18 protein-coding genes and 1 pseudogene are annotated in these 16,204 nt (G+C 72.4%); 14 read left to right on the forward strand and 5 right to left on the reverse strand.

Going from position 1 to position 16,204, the window contains the following annotated elements:
• Positions 1 to 169: 169 nt before the first annotated feature.
• From GHR20_RS23380 to GHR20_RS23390, 3 genes are all read left to right on the forward strand, one after another.
• On the forward strand, positions 170 to 1,570 hold the full coding sequence (locus tag GHR20_RS23380) for an APC family permease (protein WP_111584527.1): 1,401 nt from the start codon (positions 170 to 172) through the stop codon (positions 1,568 to 1,570).
• Positions 1,571 to 1,741: 171 nt separating this feature from the next.
• The gene (locus GHR20_RS23385; RefSeq protein WP_194858968.1) at positions 1,742 to 4,393 is read left to right on the forward strand and encodes an alpha/beta fold hydrolase; all 2,652 of its coding nucleotides are present in this window, start codon (positions 1,742 to 1,744) and stop codon (positions 4,391 to 4,393) included.
• A complete protein-coding gene (locus GHR20_RS23390; protein WP_148023683.1) occupies positions 4,390 to 5,241 on the forward strand; it encodes an ABC transporter permease in 852 nt (283 codons plus the stop codon). The genes GHR20_RS23385 and GHR20_RS23390 overlap by 4 nt, the downstream gene beginning before the upstream one ends.
• Positions 5,242 to 5,345: 104 nt before the next feature.
• Here the strand turns inward: GHR20_RS23390 and GHR20_RS23395 are convergent, their stop codons facing one another.
• Together GHR20_RS23395 and GHR20_RS23400 are read right to left on the reverse strand one after the other, a co-directional pair.
• A complete protein-coding gene (locus tag GHR20_RS23395; RefSeq protein ID WP_145485417.1) occupies positions 5,346 to 5,753 on the reverse strand; it encodes a rodlin in 408 nt (135 codons plus the stop codon).
• Between the two features lie 226 nt (positions 5,754 to 5,979).
• The gene (locus GHR20_RS23400; RefSeq protein ID WP_093677378.1) at positions 5,980 to 6,390 is read right to left on the reverse strand and encodes a rodlin; all 411 of its coding nucleotides are present in this window, start codon (positions 6,388 to 6,390) and stop codon (positions 5,980 to 5,982) included.
• A gap of 247 nt (positions 6,391 to 6,637) precedes the next feature.
• On the opposite strand from GHR20_RS23400, the gene GHR20_RS23405 reads away from it, so the two are divergent.
• The 10 genes and pseudogenes from GHR20_RS23405 to GHR20_RS23450 all read left to right on the forward strand — a co-directional run bounded on the left by GHR20_RS23405 (position 6,638) and on the right by GHR20_RS23450 (position 13,291).
• On the forward strand, positions 6,638 to 7,048 hold the full coding sequence (locus GHR20_RS23405; protein ID WP_111584530.1) for a rodlin: 411 nt from the start codon (positions 6,638 to 6,640) through the stop codon (positions 7,046 to 7,048).
• A 284-nt stretch (positions 7,049 to 7,332) separates the two neighbouring features.
• Positions 7,333 to 7,560 carry a chaplin gene (locus GHR20_RS23410; RefSeq protein WP_111584531.1) on the forward strand — a complete coding sequence of 76 codons (228 nt, stop codon included), beginning with the start codon at positions 7,333 to 7,335 and terminating at the stop codon, positions 7,558 to 7,560.
• Positions 7,561 to 7,691: 131 nt separating this feature from the next.
• Complete coding sequence (locus GHR20_RS23415) at positions 7,692 to 8,423, forward strand: chaplin family protein (RefSeq protein WP_153814291.1); 732 nt, start codon at positions 7,692 to 7,694, stop codon at positions 8,421 to 8,423.
• Between the two features lie 216 nt (positions 8,424 to 8,639).
• Positions 8,640 to 8,879 carry a chaplin gene (locus tag GHR20_RS23420; RefSeq protein ID WP_111584533.1) on the forward strand — a complete coding sequence of 80 codons (240 nt, stop codon included), beginning with the start codon at positions 8,640 to 8,642 and terminating at the stop codon, positions 8,877 to 8,879.
• A 205-nt stretch (positions 8,880 to 9,084) separates the two neighbouring features.
• The gene (locus GHR20_RS23425) at positions 9,085 to 9,837 is read left to right on the forward strand and encodes a hypothetical protein (RefSeq protein ID WP_153814292.1); all 753 of its coding nucleotides are present in this window, start codon (positions 9,085 to 9,087) and stop codon (positions 9,835 to 9,837) included.
• A gap of 148 nt (positions 9,838 to 9,985) precedes the next feature.
• Positions 9,986 to 10,276, forward strand: a complete 291-nt coding sequence (locus GHR20_RS23430) for a hypothetical protein (RefSeq protein WP_111584534.1) — start codon at positions 9,986 to 9,988, stop codon at positions 10,274 to 10,276.
• A 156-nt stretch (positions 10,277 to 10,432) separates the two neighbouring features.
• Positions 10,433 to 10,924, forward strand: a complete 492-nt coding sequence (locus GHR20_RS23435; RefSeq protein ID WP_111584535.1) for a DUF5949 family protein — start codon at positions 10,433 to 10,435, stop codon at positions 10,922 to 10,924.
• Positions 10,925 to 11,233: 309 nt separating this feature from the next.
• Complete coding sequence (locus GHR20_RS23440) at positions 11,234 to 11,737, forward strand: hypothetical protein (protein WP_111584536.1); 504 nt, start codon at positions 11,234 to 11,236, stop codon at positions 11,735 to 11,737.
• Positions 11,738 to 11,925: 188 nt separating this feature from the next.
• Positions 11,926 to 12,267 (forward strand): annotated as a pseudogene (locus tag GHR20_RS37665) (tyrosinase cofactor); the annotation flags it as partial.
• Between the two features lie 157 nt (positions 12,268 to 12,424).
• On the forward strand, positions 12,425 to 13,291 hold the full coding sequence (locus tag GHR20_RS23450; RefSeq protein ID WP_181516425.1) for a tyrosinase family protein: 867 nt from the start codon (positions 12,425 to 12,427) through the stop codon (positions 13,289 to 13,291).
• Positions 13,292 to 13,392: 101 nt separating this feature from the next.
• On the opposite strand, the gene GHR20_RS23455 is transcribed toward GHR20_RS23450, so the two are convergent.
• From GHR20_RS23455 to GHR20_RS23465, 3 genes are all read right to left on the reverse strand, one after another.
• Entirely contained in the window at positions 13,393 to 13,671 is a 279-nt protein-coding gene (locus tag GHR20_RS23455) for a chaplin (RefSeq protein WP_111584537.1), read from the reverse strand.
• Between the two features lie 139 nt (positions 13,672 to 13,810).
• The gene (locus GHR20_RS23460; protein ID WP_153814294.1) at positions 13,811 to 14,770 is read right to left on the reverse strand and encodes a D-2-hydroxyacid dehydrogenase family protein; all 960 of its coding nucleotides are present in this window, start codon (positions 14,768 to 14,770) and stop codon (positions 13,811 to 13,813) included.
• Between the two features lie 434 nt (positions 14,771 to 15,204).
• Positions 15,205 to 15,615: a RidA family protein gene (locus GHR20_RS23465; RefSeq protein WP_153814295.1), complete on the reverse strand. Its 411-nt coding sequence runs from the start codon at positions 15,613 to 15,615 to the stop codon at positions 15,205 to 15,207.
• 77 nt (positions 15,616 to 15,692) lie between these two features.
• Between GHR20_RS23465 and GHR20_RS23470 the strand changes: the two genes are divergently transcribed.
• The gene (locus tag GHR20_RS23470) at positions 15,693 to 16,073 is read left to right on the forward strand and encodes a helix-turn-helix domain-containing protein (protein ID WP_111584540.1); all 381 of its coding nucleotides are present in this window, start codon (positions 15,693 to 15,695) and stop codon (positions 16,071 to 16,073) included.
• Positions 16,074 to 16,204 lie beyond the last annotated feature (131 nt).

Here is a 16,204-nt window from a genome sequence, read left to right on the forward strand (position 1 = left end):
GGTGCGGATTCCGAAGGTAAACACCCATTGACGTGGCGGTTTTCGTCGGGGTTCTCTATGGGCGCCGGGAGCGGACGAAGACGACCGTACGACGACGATCCGCCGGAGGCTGATAGCGCTCCCGACCCCTCACCCTCACGCACGACACGAGTCGATCGGATTCCGCCGCATGACCGACACGCTCCGCCCTGTCGAGACGAGCCTCCCCGAGGCCACGGACAGCCCTCAGAAGCTCAAGCGCTCCATCGGCGTGGTCGGCGGCACCCTCCTGACCCTCTCGTGCGTCACACCGGCCTCCACGCTCTTCGTGATCGTGCCGGACCTCTTCTCCAGCCTGGGCACCGCGACCGCGCTCTGCCTCGCCATCGGCGCGCTGCTCTGTATCCCGGTCGCCTTCTGCTACTCCGAGCTGGGCACCCTGATCCCCAGCGCGGGCGGCGAGTACGCCATGGTCTCCACCCTGGCGGGCCGGCTCTCCGGCTGGCTGGCCTTCGTGATGTCGCTCCTCGTCGTGATGATCGTCCCCCCGGTCATCGCGATGGGCACCGCCGACTACCTCGCCCCGCTCGTCCACCTCGACCCGTCCTGGACGGGCGCCGGCGTGATGATCGCGGCCACCCTCGCGGGCCTGCTCGACCTGCGCGCCAACGCCTGGATCACCGGCATCTTCCTGGTCCTCGAGGTCATCGCGGCCGGCGTCGTCGCCGTCCTGGGCTTCGCCCACTCCCACCGCGGCCTGGGCGCCCTCACCTCCTTCCAGATCGCCGGCGAGCACGCCCACGTCAACCCGGTGACGGGCATGATGGTCCTCTCGGGGCTCGCCATCGCGCTCTTCGCCACCCAGGGCTTCTCCACCGCCGTCTACCTCTCCGAGGAGCTGGAGAACCCGCGCCGCAACGTCGCCCGCACCGTCCTCGCGACGCTGGCCATCTCCAGCGTGGTCATCCTGGTCCCGGTCACCGCGATCACCCTGGGCGCCGGTGACCTCACCTCCCTGACCGGCGGCAACATCTCCAGCATGGTCATCGCCTGGAGCAACTCGGCCGTCGGCACCTTCGTCAGCCTCTGCGTCGCCCTCGCGATCATCAACGCGGGCATCGTGATGGTCATCCAGAACTCCCGCGTCCTGTTCGCCTCCGCCCGCGACAAGGCATGGCCCTCGCCGGTCAACAACGCCCTGTCCAAGCTCGGCCGCTTCGGCTCCCCCTGGGTCGCCACCCTGGTCGTGGGCGTCCCCGGCGCCTTCCTCTGCTTCGTCAACCTGGACACGCTCTACGGCGTGACCGGCGTCGCCGTCACCGCCCTCTACCTGCTGGTGGCCGTCGCCGCCCTGCTCGCCCGCCGCGGCCACCACGGCACCCGCAGGGCCTGGCGGATGCCGCTGTGGCCCGCCATGCCGGTCCTGCTGATCGCCGTCCTGCTCTACATCCTGGTCGAGCAGGAGGTCTCGTACCTGATCTGGACCGGCGGCATCACCCTCGTCGCGACCCTCTACTGGGCGCTCTACCTCCGCCCCCGCCAGGAGACCCGCTGGCTGGTGTCCGTCCCCGAGGACACCCAGGAGGTCTGAGCCCTCCCCGGCGCGCGCGGCCCCCGGAACCCCCTCACCTCCGGTACCGGGGGGCCGCGCCGCGCTACCACGGATGAAGTACGAGACCGCCGGCCCTACTCCCCGGGGAGGGGCCCCGGTTCCGCCCTGGGGGGTCCGGCGGATGTCAGTGGCGGCCCGTACCGTTGAGGCATGGATCTTCGTGTGGCCCGGCTGCGAGGGCTGCTCAGGGGACCGCGGCGGCTGGTGGCCGCCGCGGCCGCCGTCGTGGTGCTCGCGGGCGCCGGGACCTGGACGGCGGCCGCCTCCGGCGGACCCGAACCCGTGCACCGCGCCGACCGGACGATGGCCATGCCGGGCGGCGTGCGCCTGGACACCTCGTACTTCACCGCGGGCCCCGCGGGACGCCGGCCCGCCGTCCTGCTCGCGCACGGCTTCGGCGGCAGCAAGGACGACATGCGCGAACAGGCCGAGGACCTCGCCCGCGACGGATACGCGGTCCTGACCTGGTCCGCGCGCGGCTTCGGCCGATCCACCGGAAAGATCGGGCTGAACGACCCGAAGACCGAGGTCGCCGACGTCTCCCGGCTCATCGACTGGCTCGCGAAGCAGCCCCAGGTACGGCTCGACAAGCCCGGCGACCCCCGTGTGGGCGTGGCCGGCGGTTCGTACGGCGGCGCCGTCTCCCTGCTCGCCGCGGGCCACGACCCGCGGGTGGACGCCATCGCCCCGGCCCTGACCTACTGGAACCTCGCCGACGCCCTGTTCCCGGACGGCGTCTACAAGAAGCTGTGGGCCGGGGTCTTCTTCGGCGAGGGCGGCGGCTGCGCCCGCTTCGAGCCCGCCCTGTGCCGGATGTACGAACGGGTCGCCACCTCCGGCACCCCCGACCCGGCCGCCCGCGCCCTGCTCCAGGAGCGCTCGCCGTCCGCCGTCGGCTCCCGGATCAAGGTGCCCACCCTGCTGGTGCAGGGCCAGACCGACTCGCTCTTCCCGCTCGGCCAGGCCGACGCCGCCGCGCACGCCATCGAGGCCAACGGCGCCCCCGTCGACGTCGACTGGATCGCGGGCGGCCATGACGGCGGCGACCTGGAGACCGGCCGCGTCCAGCACCGGGTGCGCGCCTGGTTCGACCGGTACCTGAAGGGCGACCGGTCCGCCGACACCGGCCCCGCCTTCCGCGTCACCCGCACCGGCGGCGTCGACTCCACGGACGGCACCGCCCAGCTGCGCGGCGCGAGCGCGGACGCCTACCCGGGTCTGCGCGCCGACCGGCACACCATCGCCCTGTCCGGCCGCACCCAGCACTTCGCCAACCCGGCCGGCGCGAGCCCGCCCGCCGTCTCCGCGCTGCCCGGCCTCGGCGGTTCCGGCGGCCTCGGCCAGTTGTCCGCGCTCGGCCTCGGCACCGCCCTCGACTTCCCCGGCCAGTACGCCCGCTTCGACTCCGCGCCGCTCACCCGCACCCTGCAGATCACCGGCACCCCGACCGCCCGCGTCCAGGTGACCTCCACCAGCGGCGACGCCGTCCTGTTCGGCAAGGTCTACGACGTCGGCCCGGACGGCACGCACCAGGTGCTGCCCGCCCAGCTCGTCACCCCCCTGCGGGTGACCGGCGCAAAGGGCGGCAAGGACGTCACGGTCACCCTCCCGGCGATCGACCACGAGGTGCAGAAGGGCCACCGGCTCCGCCTGGTCCTCGCCGCCACCGACCTGGGCTACGCCTCACCGGCCGCCCCGGCCACGTACACCGTCGCCCTGAAGAGCGCGCTGAGCGTGCCGACCGCGCCCGCCGTGCGCACCGCCGCGGCCCCGCTGCCCTCCTGGGTGTGGTGGCTGCCGCCGGCCGGCGCGGCCATCGCGGCCGCCCTGCTGCTGACCGCCCGCCGCCGTACGGCCGCCCCGGCGCCCGATGCGGCACTGGCCGAGGTTCCGCTGGTCATCCAGGACCTGAGCAAGCGGTACGCCCGATCCGCCGACCGGTACGCGGTGCGCGAGCTGTCCTTCCGCGTCGAGCGCGGCCAGGTGCTCGGGCTGCTCGGGCCCAACGGCGCAGGCAAGACCACCACCCTGCGCATGCTGATGGGCCTGATCACCCCGGACGGCGGCGAGATCCGCGTCTTCGGGCACGCCGTCCGCCCGGGCGCCCCGGTGCTCTCCCGGGTCGGCGCCTTCGTGGAGGGCGCGGGCTTTTTGCCGCACCTGTCCGGGCGGGAGAACCTGGAGCTGTACTGGCGGGCCACCGGCCGCCCCGCCGAGGACGCCCGGCTGGACGAAGCCCTGGAGATCGCCGGGCTCGGCGACGCCCTCGCCCGCGCCGTGCGCACGTACTCCCAGGGCATGCGCCAGCGCCTGGCCATCGCCCAGGCCATGCTCGGCCTGCCCGATCTGCTCATCCTGGACGAGCCCACCAACGGCCTCGACCCGCCCCAGATACGCGAGATGCGCGAGGTGATGATCCGCTACGCGGCCGCCGGACGCACCGTGATCGTCTCCAGCCACCTCCTCTCCGAGGTCGAGCAGTCCTGCACCCACCTCGTGGTGATGGACCGCGGCCGGCTCGTCCAGGCCGGACCGGTGCGGGACATCATCGGCTCCGGCGACACCCTGCTCGTCGGCACCGCGGGCCCCGTGGAGGGGCCGGTGGTGGAGAAGGTGGCCGCCCTGCCCGGCGTCGCCTCCGCCGTGCGCACCGACGACGGGCTGCTGATCCGCCTGGCGACGGGCGGCACCGCCGAGCGGCTGGTCGTGGAGCTGGTGAAGCTGTCGGTACCCGTCGCCTCGGTCGGCCCGCACCGCCGCCTGGAAGACGCGTTCCTCACCCTGATCGGAGGTTCCGCATGAGCACGCTCACCGAGGTGGCCTCCGGTTACCGCACCCGCTCCACCCTGCCCCTGCGCGTGGAGCTGGTCCGCCAGCTCACGCGGCGCCGCACCCTGGTGATGGGCGCGCTGCTCGCCGTACTGCCGTTCGTGCTGGTGATCGCCTTCGCCGTCGGCCACCCCTCGGGGCGGGACGGCCAGGTCACCCTGATGGACACGGCCACCGCGTCCGGGGCCAACTTCGCCGCGGTGAACCTGTTCGTCTCGGCCGGCTTCCTGCTGGTCGTGCCGGTCGCCCTGTTCTGCGGGGACACCGTGGCCGCGGAGGCCAACTGGTCCTCGCTGCGGTATCTGCTGGCCGCGCCCGTGCCCAGGGCCCGGCTGCTGTGGTCCAAGCTGGTCGTGGCGCTCGGGCTGAGCCTCGCCGCGATGGTGCTGCTGCCGCTCGTCGCCCTCGCCGTCGGCACCGCCGCCTACGGCTGGGGGCCGCTCCGGATACCCACCGGCGGCGAGCTGGACCCCGGCACGGCCGTACAGCGGCTCGTGGTGGCGGTGGCGTACATCTTCGTGTCCCAACTGGTGACCGCGGGGCTCGCGTTCTGGCTGTCGACCAGGACGGACGCCCCGCTCGGCGCGGTCGGCGGCGCGGTCGGGCTGACCATCGTCGGCAATGTCCTGGACGCCGTCACCGCGCTGGGCCACTGGCGCGACTTCCTGCCCGCGCACTGGCAGTTCGCCTGGGCCGACGCCGTGCAGCCGCACGCCGAGTGGTCCGGGATGATCCAGGGCGCCGCGCTCTCGGTCACCTGCGCCCTCGTGCTGTTCGCGCTGGCCTTCCGGGGCTTCGCCCGCAAGGACATCGTCTCCTAGCCCGTTCTCCGGCCCTGCGGCGCCCGGGCCCGCCGAGGTGCCGGACACAGCGGAACGGCGGGCCACCGGGGAACCGGTGACCCGCCGTCGCGGGGCTTCGTCCGTCAGCTGCCGACGGCGCCGTTGCCCGACAGGGCGGAGATGTCGTCCAGGATGTGCGAGAGCGGCTCGTCGCCCTTGGCCTGCGTGGAGTTCTCCGTGCACTGCTGGGTCTGCGGCGAGGACAGGATCGGGATGTCCTGGACACCGACGTTGACCAGGGCGACCAGCGACTGGGCGTCGATCTTCGCCGGCAGGCCGATGCAGGGCTTGTTGAGCGAGCCTTCGACCAGCGAGAGCTGCGGGCTCATGTTGCCGGCGGTGGCCGAGTTGCCGAAGGACGACGTGGCGCCGTTGCCGCTGAGCGACGTGGTGCCGTGGTCGTTGCCGATGGCGAGGGCCTGGGGAGCCGCAGCACCGGCGAGACCGGCGACGGAGGCGGCAACGGCCGCGGTTGCCCACAGCTTCTTCATGTTCGTTCCCTTTCGAAAGGCGGACTCCGGGGAGGAGCTGCGTGACCGTCAACTGGCTCGGTGCGGCCGTGGTTGCGGCGTTTGCCCCGTTCGGAGCAGCGTGGTCGGATGAATGGATGAACGTCCCCCCATCGAACCGGCTCGAACCGGCTCGAACCGGCGCCGGGACGACGAAACGGCGGGCCACCGGGGGAACCGGTGGCCCGCCGTCGCGGGGCTTCGTCCGTCAGCTGCCCGCGGCACCGTTGCCCGACAGGGCGGAGATGTCGTCCAGGATGTGCGACAGGGCCTCGTCGCCCTTGGCCTGCGTGGAGTTCTCCGTGCACTGCTGGGTCTGCGGCGAGGACAGGATCGGGATGTCCTGCACGCCGACGTTGACCAGGCCCACCAGCGACTGGAGGTCCGCCTTCGCGGGCAGACCGATGCAGGGCTTGTTGAACGAGCCCTGGATGAGCGCCATCTGCGGGCTCATGTTGCCGTAGGTGGCCGAGTTGCCGTACGTCTGCGCGGCGCCGTTGCCGCTGTAGGACGTCGTACCGGTGTCATTGCCGATGGCCAGGGCCGGGGCCGCGGCGGCGGCGGAGGCACCGACGACGGCGGAGGCGACCGCGGCGGTGGCCAGAACCTTCTTGATCACTTGCTGTTCCCTTCTGAAGACACCCCGTCCACCGGAGCGATCTGGTTCAACGGTTCCGCACCCGCACGGGTTGCCCTCGTTCACTCCAATGGCCCACATAAAGCCGAGAGTCCGCGATCGGCCGGCGAATGTCCCGGATACCTCCGGACGATCCGATCGGGTGACGTCCCGCAACCAAACGGCGGCGACCCGGTTGATGCCAGGGCAGGAACATGCGTCTTGGCGAAAGCCGGGAAAGGAATGCGAAATGCTGAAGAAGGCAATGGCCGCGGCGGCGGTCGCCGCGTCTTTCATTGGTGTGTCTGCGGCGGCGGCCCCCCAGGCGCTTGCCATCGGCAACGACACGGGCACCACGTCGGCCAGTGGCAACGGCGCCCATGAGTCGTACGGGAACGCGGTGACCCGCGGCAACCTGAGCCCGCAGGCCACCCTGGTGGGCGGCTCGCTCAACGACCTGTGCGTCGGTCTGCCGGTGAAGGCGGACGTCCAGTCGGTGCTCGCCCTGGTCAACGTCGGTGTCCAGGACATCCCCGTGCTGTCGTCGCAGCAGATCCAGCAGTGCGCCGAGAACTCCACGCAGGCCAAGGACGACGAGCCGCTCTCGCACATCGCGGACGACATCTCCGTCCTGGCGGGCAACGGCGCCGTCGGCAGCTGAACAGGTCTCACCCCGAGTGCCGTCCGGGCGCCGCACCGATTTTCCGGTGCGGCGCCCGGACGTTTTTGTCGGTCTTCCCGAAGAAGCACCTATCCGTTAATCGTCCAAGGTGTCAATTCTATGGGGGCGTTCGAGTGAATTAGGGGGCTGGGGACGTTCCAGGGTTTCTCGGGCTGTCTATGCCTCGTTTTACAACCTGCCGGTCATGGTGCGAGCCGTTCAAGGCTGTGCTCGCTCGGTTTCGACCGCTCATAGGGGCATGACCGTCAGAGAAGGGAAATTCCATGAAGAAGAGCGCTGCAGTCGTCGCCGGTGCCCTCCTGGCGCTGGGCGGGGCCGCCCCCGCCTTCGCCGACGCCGGGGCCGGTGCCGTCGCCGCCAACTCCCCTGGCGTGCTGTCCGGCAACGTGATCCAGATCCCTGTGCACGTCCCGATCAACCTGTGCGGCGACTCCGTCGACGTCATCGGTCTGCTGAACCCCGCGTTCGGCAACACCTGCGCCAACGGCTGACGTTCGGTACCCACCGCACGCCAGCCGGCCGGCTGCGTTCAGGCCGGCCTCGGACCGTCGATCCATAGATCTTTTGGCCCGGGGCCGGCCTTCCCACATCTTCGAGCAGTTCGAGTAGGAAGACTACGAGATTGCGACAGACCCTCAGCAAGGGCATGGTCGTGGCCGCAGCTGCCGCGACCGGCGTGCTTTCGTTGTACGGCACGGCCGCGCTCGCCGACTCCAACGCGCAGTCAGTGGCCCAGGGTTCACCGGGTGTGCTGTCCGGCAACAGCATCCAGGTCCCGGTGCACGTGCCGGTCAATGTCTGCGGCAACTCCGTGGACGTGGCCGCGCTGCTGAACCCCGCGTTCGGCAACTCCTGTGCCAATGTCGGCCATTCGGCCACCCATCACCCCACCGGTTACGGCAACGACTCGTACGGCCACGACGAGCCGACCCCGGCCTCCTACGGCAAGCCGGACCCGACGCCGACCCCCACGTCGTACGGCCACGACGAGCCCACGCCGCCGTCGTACGGCAGCCCGGAGCCGACGCCGACTCCCACGTCCTACGGGAGCGACGAGCCGACCCCGACCTCCTACGGCAGCGACGAGCCGACGCCGACCCCGACCTCCTACGGGAGCGACGAGCCGACGCCGACCCCCACGTCGTACGGCAGCGACGAGCCGACGCCGACCCCGACCTCCTACGGCAGTGACGAGCCGACCCCGCCCGGTTCGTACGGCCACGACGAGCCGCCCACCCTGCCGCACACCGGCGGCAACGCCCAGGCCATGATCGCGACGTCGGCCGCCAGCGCCGCGCTGATCATGGCAGGTGCGGTGCTGTACCGCCGCGGCCGGGCGACCGCCCGTCGGTGACCCGCCGGGTGCCGGACCCCGAGCGTCCGGCACCCGCCGCCCAGGACCCCCGCGCACCCGCGTGCGGGGGTTTTCGGCATGGGCGGCCGGCCTCCTTCCGGGCGGCTCCCGTCGCACATCACTCCTTTGGCGGCACAACCCGGGGGAGCGGGACGCGTTGACACAACGCCGGGCATCCGCCCGGATGTTTGTGTCTATTCCAAGGAGCACCTCTCCATGTCGCGTATCGCGAAGGGTCTGGTCCTGACCTCCGCCGCCGTCGCGGCCGTCGCCGGCGCCGCCGGTGCCGCCGCCGCCTCCTCGGGCGCGGACGGCGTTGCCGCCAACTCGCCCGGTGTCATCTCCGGCAATGTCATTCAGGTCCCGGTCCACATCCCGGTCAACGTCTGCGGTGACAGCATCGACGTCATCGGTCTGCTGAACCCGGCGTTCGGCAACACCTGCGTCAACGGCTGACGTCCGGGGCGCACACCCCTTCGACCGGCCGTCCACCCCGCGCATCCGTCGCGGTGGTGGGCGGCCGGTTCTCATGTCCGCCCCTCCCCCGGACGGGGCAGCGGCGGGCCCGGACGGGGCACCTGGCGCAGCGAGCGGTTGCGGGGCGGGTGGGGCGAACTGACGGTGGGCTCAGGCCCCGGAAGCCCAGCCGAAAGGAACCCGCATGCGTGCTCTGCCCGTACGGCGCCTCGCGTCCACCGTCCTGAGCGCCGCCGTCATCGCCGCGATCACCGGCCCGGTCGCCGTCGCCGTCGACGCGGCGCGCGGCCATGGCGAGGCCCCCGCCTCCCAGGCCGCCCTGCCCGGTGCCGCGAAACTCCTCGCTCAGGTCAGAGCCCTCGACCACGCCGGCGCCCTGCCCAAGCCGGTCGTCCAACTGCTCGACCGCTCACTGACGAAGGGCCGGCTGTCCGCGGCGGAGGCCGAGCGACTCGGCGACGCGGCGAAGCAGGCCGTTGTACGGGCGATGGCGCAGGGGAGGCCCGGCGGGGCGCAGGCTCCGGGCGAGCCGACGGCCGCCGCCGCTCCGGCCCAGGCGGCCACCCCGGCCGCAGCGGCCAACCCCGCCACTCCCGCCGCTCCTTCGGCGCCCGCGGCCGTCCCCTCGGGGTCCGAGTCCCAGTCGGCGGCGCCCCAGCCGGCCGCCTCGCCCGCCGCGCCGCTCGACCCGGCCCCGCAGGGGATGGCCCGCAGCGTGCCCGTCGCCCGTGACCTCGTCGGCGATGTCCTCGCCGCGGTGGACGCCCTGGTGAACGCGGCCGTCTCCGACGTCGACCAGGTGGTCGCCACCGGCAACGCCCTGGTCGACAAGCTCCTCTCCGCCCTCGGCATCGGCGTGCCGACCCCGACCCCCACGCCGACGACGCTCCCCAGCGTGCCCGCCCTGCCGAGCACCCCGGCGCCCGCGGCCGGCTGACCCCGGTGCGGCCCCGGGGCCCGGCCCCGGGGCCCGCCCGGATCGTGTTCCCTTCCGGCCGAGGCATGTTCATATGTCTTCTCGGCCACGGGGTTTCCGCCCCGCCCCGGCGCTCGTTGGACACGTCGTTGCCGAAGAAAGGAACACGATGAAGTCCCTGAAGGCTGCCGCCGTCCTGGCCGGTTCCGTTGCCCTCGCCGGCGTCGCCGCGCCCGCGTTCGCCTACAACGCCTCCGACCTGACGCCCTCCAGCCTCAACGGCGCCGTCGACCAGCTCGCCAAGGGTGACTACACCCTGCGGGACCTGATGCCGCTCCAGCACCAGTCGAACGCCCTCGACACCGAGGACAAGGACTCCGTGCTGCACACGGTCAAGGGCGCCACCACCGCGCTGAACCAGCACAACCCGCTGCTCGGCGGCCTGCCTCTACAGGGCTGACACCCCCCGCGCACCCGGGGCCGGTACCGCATCCGCGGTACCGGCCCCGCCCCTTTCGCGGCCGCTTCCCTCGTTCGTGTGGAGCCCCCCGGTCCACTGGTCCGGACGGGTGAGAAGCCGCCGGGCCGCCCCCGGGCGCGTCGGTATGGTCGCGCGGTGACCTCAACCCCCACGGAACTGCGCCCCGCCGACCTCGGCACGCTGGTCGTGCTGCCCTGGAGCGGCGCGGCCCCCGACGGCACCGACATGCCCTACCTGCTGGCCTACTCCCTGGGGGACGCCGCGGGCGGCCCCCAGGTCACCGCGGCCGCGGTCGAGCAGCTGCTGGTGAGCAACGGACTGCCGGTCGGCGGCGACCTGGTCGACGGCACCTACCGGCCCAGCCTCCCCATCACCCTGCTGGTGGAGGCCGGGCAGGCCGTCGTACGGATGCCGCGGCTGATCGCGCAGGCCCCCGCACCGCCCGAGTGGCTCGCCGCCGTCCGGGCCCGCGGGTTCGCCTACCTGGTGTTCACCACCCGCGCCTGGCCCGAGGGCGCGCCCGGCAGGGTCGTACAGCCGGACGTGCTGGCCGCGTTCGCCGGCGCCCCGGAGACCCTGCACGCCGCCGCGCATGTCGTGCTCCCGGCCACCAGCCTGCGTGGCTGACGGCGTGGACGAGGGCAGAGGCCCCGGCATACGGCGACGCGGGCAAGGGGCCGTACGCGGTGTGACCGGCAGGTGGGTGTGACCGGCCGGTGGTGTGGCCGGTCGGTCGTGTGACCGGCCGGTCGGCGGGACCGGTGGGGCTGGTGGCGAGTGCGGCCGGCCCACCGCACGCCAGGACGACCAGCTGACGATCAGCCGACTATTACGGCAGCCGGGGGAATTGCCGCGCCGCCCCGTTCTCCGTCCCGGCGAAGCCCGTTACGCGATACGGACGCCGAACTCCCGCATCCGGAAAGGGCCGTACCCGCGATGAAACCGACCACCCGAGGAACCCTCGCCGCCGCGCTGACCGGTGTCGCGGCAGCCGTGAGCGCGACCGCCCCCGCCGCCGCGGCCGGCGCGATCCCCGTGCCCGTACCGCTCCAGGGTGTCTCCCACTCGCTCGGCACACGGATGCCCGAGGCCACCCTGGAGCTGCCGGTGCCGACCCCGGGCGCGCCCGACGGGCCGCGCTATGTCACCGGCCGGCTGCTGCCCCAGCCGATCCTGCCGCGGCTGCCGATCGGCGCGACGCTGCCCGGCGCCGATCTGCGGGCGCCGCTGCCGCATCCGCTCGGCGACCGGCTCGGCCTCGACGCCCCCGCCGCCGCCCTGCACACCGCCGGACCCGGTCTGAACCTGGGCGCCCCCCTGACCGCGCCCGACCCGCACCTGTTCGGCCTGCCCGCCCCCCGGCTCCCCGAGGCCGGCCTGCTCGCCCCGGCCCTGCGCACCGTGGCCGGCGGCGACCTGGGCGTGAGCCCGGCCAGGTAACCCGCAGGGCTCCCTCACCAGCGCCGTTCGGCCGTACGCCGGTGACCCGGCCCCTCCTTGTCCGTTAGCGGGTACGACATCTGTTCCCGGACGAGGAGAGTGCGATGGTCGACGGCGACGACGCAGCTGCGGCGGCCGCAACAGAGCAGGTCAGAGCGGATACGACGGCCGGGCTTGGGCGCAGGCGGGTGACGCGGGGGCTGCTGTCCTGCGTCGCCGCCCTCGCCCTCGCGCCGGTCGTCGCCGCCGCCCGGCCGGTGCCCCCGGTGGCCGGCGGTGACTCCTTCGACGAGACGTACCGGGGCCGGCGCATCCAGGGCGTCCGGCTGCCGAGCGCCGGACGCAGCACGTCCGACGACGCCTGGCGGATCACCGTCGACGGCCGTCCGCTGCATCTGATGCGGCGGGCCGACGGCACCTGGCTGAGCATGGTCGACCACTACACGTCGTACCGCACGCCCCTGGAGGCGGCGCGGGCCGCGGTGGACGAACTCGGCCCCGGCCAGCGGCTGAACGACATGGCCCCGGGCCCGCTGGACGGCACGCTGCCCGACGGCGTCAAGGACATGATGGACCGCATGGGCGTGACCATGGACATGAGCGGCATGGACATGGGCGGCACCGGCGTGGGCGGCGCGGACACGAGCGGTATGGACATGGGTGCGGGCACGGCGACGGGGGGCCGGTATGGCGTACGTGCGTAAGAACGCCGGCGCCCTCACCTCGGCCGAGCGGAAACGATTCGTGGACGCCCTGCTGGAGGTCAAGCGGCGCGGCCAGTACGACGAGTTCGTGCGCACCCACATCGCGTACTTCGCCGCCGACGGCGAGACCCAACTGCGGGCCGCCCACATGGCGCCGTCCTTCCTGCCCTGGCACCGCCGGTTCCTGCTGGACCTGGAGAACGCGCTGCGCCGTGTCGACTCCGCGGTGACCCTGCCGTACTGGGACTGGACCCGGGACCGCACGGCGACCTCGGTGCCCTGGACCAAGGACCTGCTCGGCGGCAACGGCCGCGGCTCCGACCGGCAGGTGACGACCGGTCCGTTCGCCTATTCGACGGGCAACTGGACCATCCGGGAGGGCGTCACCGACGGCCGCTACCTCACCCGCGACCTCGGCCGCGCCGCCGCACCCCTCCAGCTGCCCACGAAGGACGACGTGAACTGGGCGCTGAACGACCCGGTCTACGACGTACGGCCCTGGGACTCGACCGTCACCCAGGGCTTCCGGAACAAGCTGGAGGGCTGGGGCACCGGCAGCGGCAGCGCCTCCTGGCACAACCACAACCGGGTGCACCGCTGGGTCGGCGGGGCGATGCTCGGCGCCGCGTCGGTCAACGACCCGGTGTTCTGGCTCCATCACGCCTACCTCGACATGCAGTGGGAGCGCTGGCAGAAGGCGCACAGCAGCCACCGCTATCTGCCGGCCGATCCGCCCGGCACCGGCGACGCTCAGCACGGCCGGGTCGTCGCCCGGCACGAGAAGCTGCCGCCGTGGAGCGATACACCCGATCAGCTGGAGGACATGAGCGGGGTCTACCGGTACGCGTGACCTCGCGCCCGCGCGCACGGGGGAGTTCGAATCCGGTGACGCGCGCGAAGAGCCCCGGCGCTCGGAGGTGCCGGGGCTCTTCGCGGTGCGTGTACGGGGCCTCAGCCGCCGTAGCCGGCGCTGGGCTGCGCGAGGGCGCCGCCCTGGTTGACGCAGGTGTTGCCGAAGGCCGGGTTCAGCAGACCGATGACGTCGATGCTGTCACCGCACACGTTCACCGGGATGTTGACCGGAACCTGGATCACGTTGCCGGACAGCACACCGGGCGAGCCGACGGCCGCGCCCTGGGCGCCCGCGTCGGCCAGAGCCAGCCCGGCCCCACCGATCACCACGGCACCGGTGCCGAGGGCCACGGCGGCTGCCTTCGCGATGCGAGACATCACGTTCCTCCTGTCGCTCGGGATACGCGACGGCTGGTCCTGCCGTCGCACTTTCCGTTCAACGCGGCCGTCCGACAGGGGTCACGGTGATCGGCGGGGGATCACCCTTTCAACAGACAGGTATCCGTTCTCGGCGGATTCACGGCAATTGTCGTACCGGAGATTTCGCCAGATAGGACCGAATGTCCTCCACTGCCTGGGAGAAGTACGTCCGGTAGTTGGCCGCGGAGACATAGCCGAGGTGCGGGGTGGCGAGCAGGCGGGGCGCGGTGCGCATCGGGTGGCCGGCGGGCAGGGGTTCGATGTCGAAGACGTCGATGCCGGCACCCGCGATCCGGCCCTCGTGCAGCGCGGCGAGCAGCGCGTCCTGGTCCACGACCGAGGCGCGGGAGGTGTTGACCAGGTAGGCGGTCGGCTTCAGGAGGGCGAGTTCGGCGGCGCCGATCAGCCCCCGGGTGCGGTCGCCGCCCGGCACATGCACGGAGACGAAGTCGCCGCTCGCCAGCAACTCCTCCTTGGAAGCGGCCAGTTCCACGCCGGCGGCCGCCGCGCGCTCCTCGGTCAGCCGCGGGCTCCACGCGCCGACCCGCATCCCGAAGGCGAGCCCGACCCGCGCGACCGCGGTGCCGATCCGGCCTAGCCCGAGCACACCGAGACGGGCGCCGTGCAGATCGGCGCCGACCGTGGACTGCCAGGGCCCGCCGGTGCGCAGCGCGGTGTTCTCCTGGACGATCCCCCGGGCGAGCCCCAGCAGCAGCGCCCAGGTCAGCTCGACCGGGGGAGTCCCGGAGCTCTGCGTCCCGCACACGGTGACGCCGTGCTTCTCGGCCGCGGCGTAGTCGATCACGGTGTTGCGCATCCCGGTCGCCACGATCAGCCGCAGCCGGGGCAGCCGGGCGAGCAACGAGCCCGGGAAGGCGACGCGTTCGCGCAGGGTGACGACGATGTCGTACCCGGCGAGCGCCGCCGCGAGCGCGTCCTCGTCGGCCAGGTGCTCCCGCATCGATACGACCTCCACCGCGTCCCCGAGCACCGACCAGTCGGCCGACTCGATGGCCACACCCTGGAAATCGTCCAGCACCGCACAGCGAAGCCGCACGCCGTTCTCCCCTCACGAACCGAGCACTTCAGGCGCTTCGGACACGTCGAGCGCTTCGAGCGTCTCGACTGTCTTGAGCGTCTCGAAGTATGTCGGACGGCGGGGCGGGGGCGCCGAGTTCGACGGGCCAGGATCGCCCCCGATGACGCCCCTCGTCGGTCCGCCCGTCGCGGTTGCGCGTCTACGTTGTCGCACAGTCGGACACTCATCGCTCAACGGCCCATGGCAGCAGGCCCGTTGTCAGTGCTCAGTCCAGGGTCGCGGAGCCTGGTATTCGCCGTCCTACCGCGAGAGCAAGCCGGGCCAGCGGCTGCTGACGGGCCTGCCCTCGGTGATCAACTCGGTTCGGCGGGCGAGGACATCCAAGCGAAGGCGTCCCGGTGCGGCCTTCCTCGCGTGGCCGTGCCGGTGCCACGTGAGCCCCCTCGAAGGGGTCAGTCCAGGAGCGCGGTCGCCTCGACCTCGACGAGGACGTCCGGTTCGAAGAGGTACTCGACGCCGATGAGGGAGGCCGGGGGCATGGGAAGCCGGAGGCCGATCTCCTCGGCGACGGCCTCCACACCGGCCATGAAGTCGCCGATCTTCTCCGGGCTCCACCGGGTCACGTAGAACGTCAAGCGCAGCACGTCCACGAACGACGCGCCCGCGCCCGCCAGTCCGACGGCGGTGTTGCGCAGTGCCTGCGCGACCTGCCCGGCCAGATCGCCGGGTGCCACCGGAGTCCCGTCGGCCTGGCGCGCGACCTGGCCGCTGACGTGGATGTGCTTCGTCCCGGTGCCCACGGCGACATGGTGGTAGGGGACCGGCTGCGGCATGCCTTCCGGCGTGAAGTGCTGAACGGTCATGGGTTTCTCTCCTCCTCGGCAGGTATCCGTAAGCTACCTAGTAGAAGAAGGACACTTCAACGAGACCAGGTTTCACCATGGATACCGACGACGAACTCCGCATCGACACCCCGCACCGCGAACTGCTCGACCAGATCCTCGACAAGTGGTCGCTCAGCGTCCTCAACGAGCTCTGCGAACGCCCGTGCCGCTTCAACGAACTGCGCCGGGCCATCCCTCAGGTCACGCAGAAGTCGCTGACCGCGACACTGCGCCGGCTTGAGCGGAACGGTGTGATCGAGCGCGAGGTCGTCTCCACCCGCCCCGTGGCGGTCCGGTATCGGATCACGCCCCTCGGCAAGACCCTCCGCCACCCCGTTGACGTGCTGCTGGCGTGGGCCTCGCGGAACATGCCCGCCGTCGAACGCGCACGCGAAGAGTTCGAAGCGCGGGAAGACGGTAGAAGCGTCAGTGCGTAAGCCCAGGGCGCGATGTGGCAGGGCGATGCCTGTGTCGGACCGGTATCCGGGGAGGGTGGAAGGGCTCACCGCAGGGCCCCGTCCGTGCCCTGGGCTCGCAGCTTGAGGCGGGCGACGCGTTCGCCGTCCAG

Origin of the sequence: Streptomyces sp. SUK 48, assembly GCF_009650765.1 — a bacterium.
Classification (GTDB): domain Bacteria; phylum Actinomycetota; class Actinomycetes; order Streptomycetales; family Streptomycetaceae; genus Streptomyces.

Excerpts from the sequence above, each read along its gene's own strand:
- GHR20_RS23380 (WP_111584527.1), top strand. The coding sequence starts at position 170 with ATGACCGACACGCTCCGCCCTGTCGAGACGAGCCTCCCCGAGGCCACG.
- GHR20_RS23385 (WP_194858968.1), top strand. The coding sequence starts at position 1,742 with ATGGATCTTCGTGTGGCCCGGCTGCGAGGGCTGCTCAGGGGACCGCGG.
- GHR20_RS23390 (WP_148023683.1), top strand. The coding sequence starts at position 4,390 with ATGAGCACGCTCACCGAGGTGGCCTCCGGTTACCGCACCCGCTCCACC.
- GHR20_RS23395 (WP_145485417.1), bottom strand. The coding sequence starts at position 5,753 with ATGAAGAAGCTGTGGGCAACCGCGGCCGTTGCCGCCTCCGTCGCCGGT.
- GHR20_RS23405 (WP_111584530.1), top strand. The coding sequence starts at position 6,638 with ATGCTGAAGAAGGCAATGGCCGCGGCGGCGGTCGCCGCGTCTTTCATT.
- GHR20_RS23410 (WP_111584531.1), top strand. The coding sequence starts at position 7,333 with ATGAAGAAGAGCGCTGCAGTCGTCGCCGGTGCCCTCCTGGCGCTGGGC.
- GHR20_RS23420 (WP_111584533.1), top strand. The coding sequence starts at position 8,640 with ATGTCGCGTATCGCGAAGGGTCTGGTCCTGACCTCCGCCGCCGTCGCG.
- GHR20_RS23425 (WP_153814292.1), top strand. The coding sequence starts at position 9,085 with ATGCGTGCTCTGCCCGTACGGCGCCTCGCGTCCACCGTCCTGAGCGCC.
- GHR20_RS23430 (WP_111584534.1), top strand. The coding sequence starts at position 9,986 with ATGAAGTCCCTGAAGGCTGCCGCCGTCCTGGCCGGTTCCGTTGCCCTC.
- GHR20_RS23440 (WP_111584536.1), top strand. The coding sequence starts at position 11,234 with ATGAAACCGACCACCCGAGGAACCCTCGCCGCCGCGCTGACCGGTGTC.
- GHR20_RS23450 (WP_181516425.1), top strand. The coding sequence starts at position 12,425 with ATGGCGTACGTGCGTAAGAACGCCGGCGCCCTCACCTCGGCCGAGCGG.
- GHR20_RS23455 (WP_111584537.1), bottom strand. The coding sequence starts at position 13,671 with ATGTCTCGCATCGCGAAGGCAGCCGCCGTGGCCCTCGGCACCGGTGCC.
- GHR20_RS23465 (WP_153814295.1), bottom strand. The coding sequence starts at position 15,615 with ATGACCGTTCAGCACTTCACGCCGGAAGGCATGCCGCAGCCGGTCCCC.
- GHR20_RS23470 (WP_111584540.1), top strand. The coding sequence starts at position 15,693 with ATGGATACCGACGACGAACTCCGCATCGACACCCCGCACCGCGAACTG.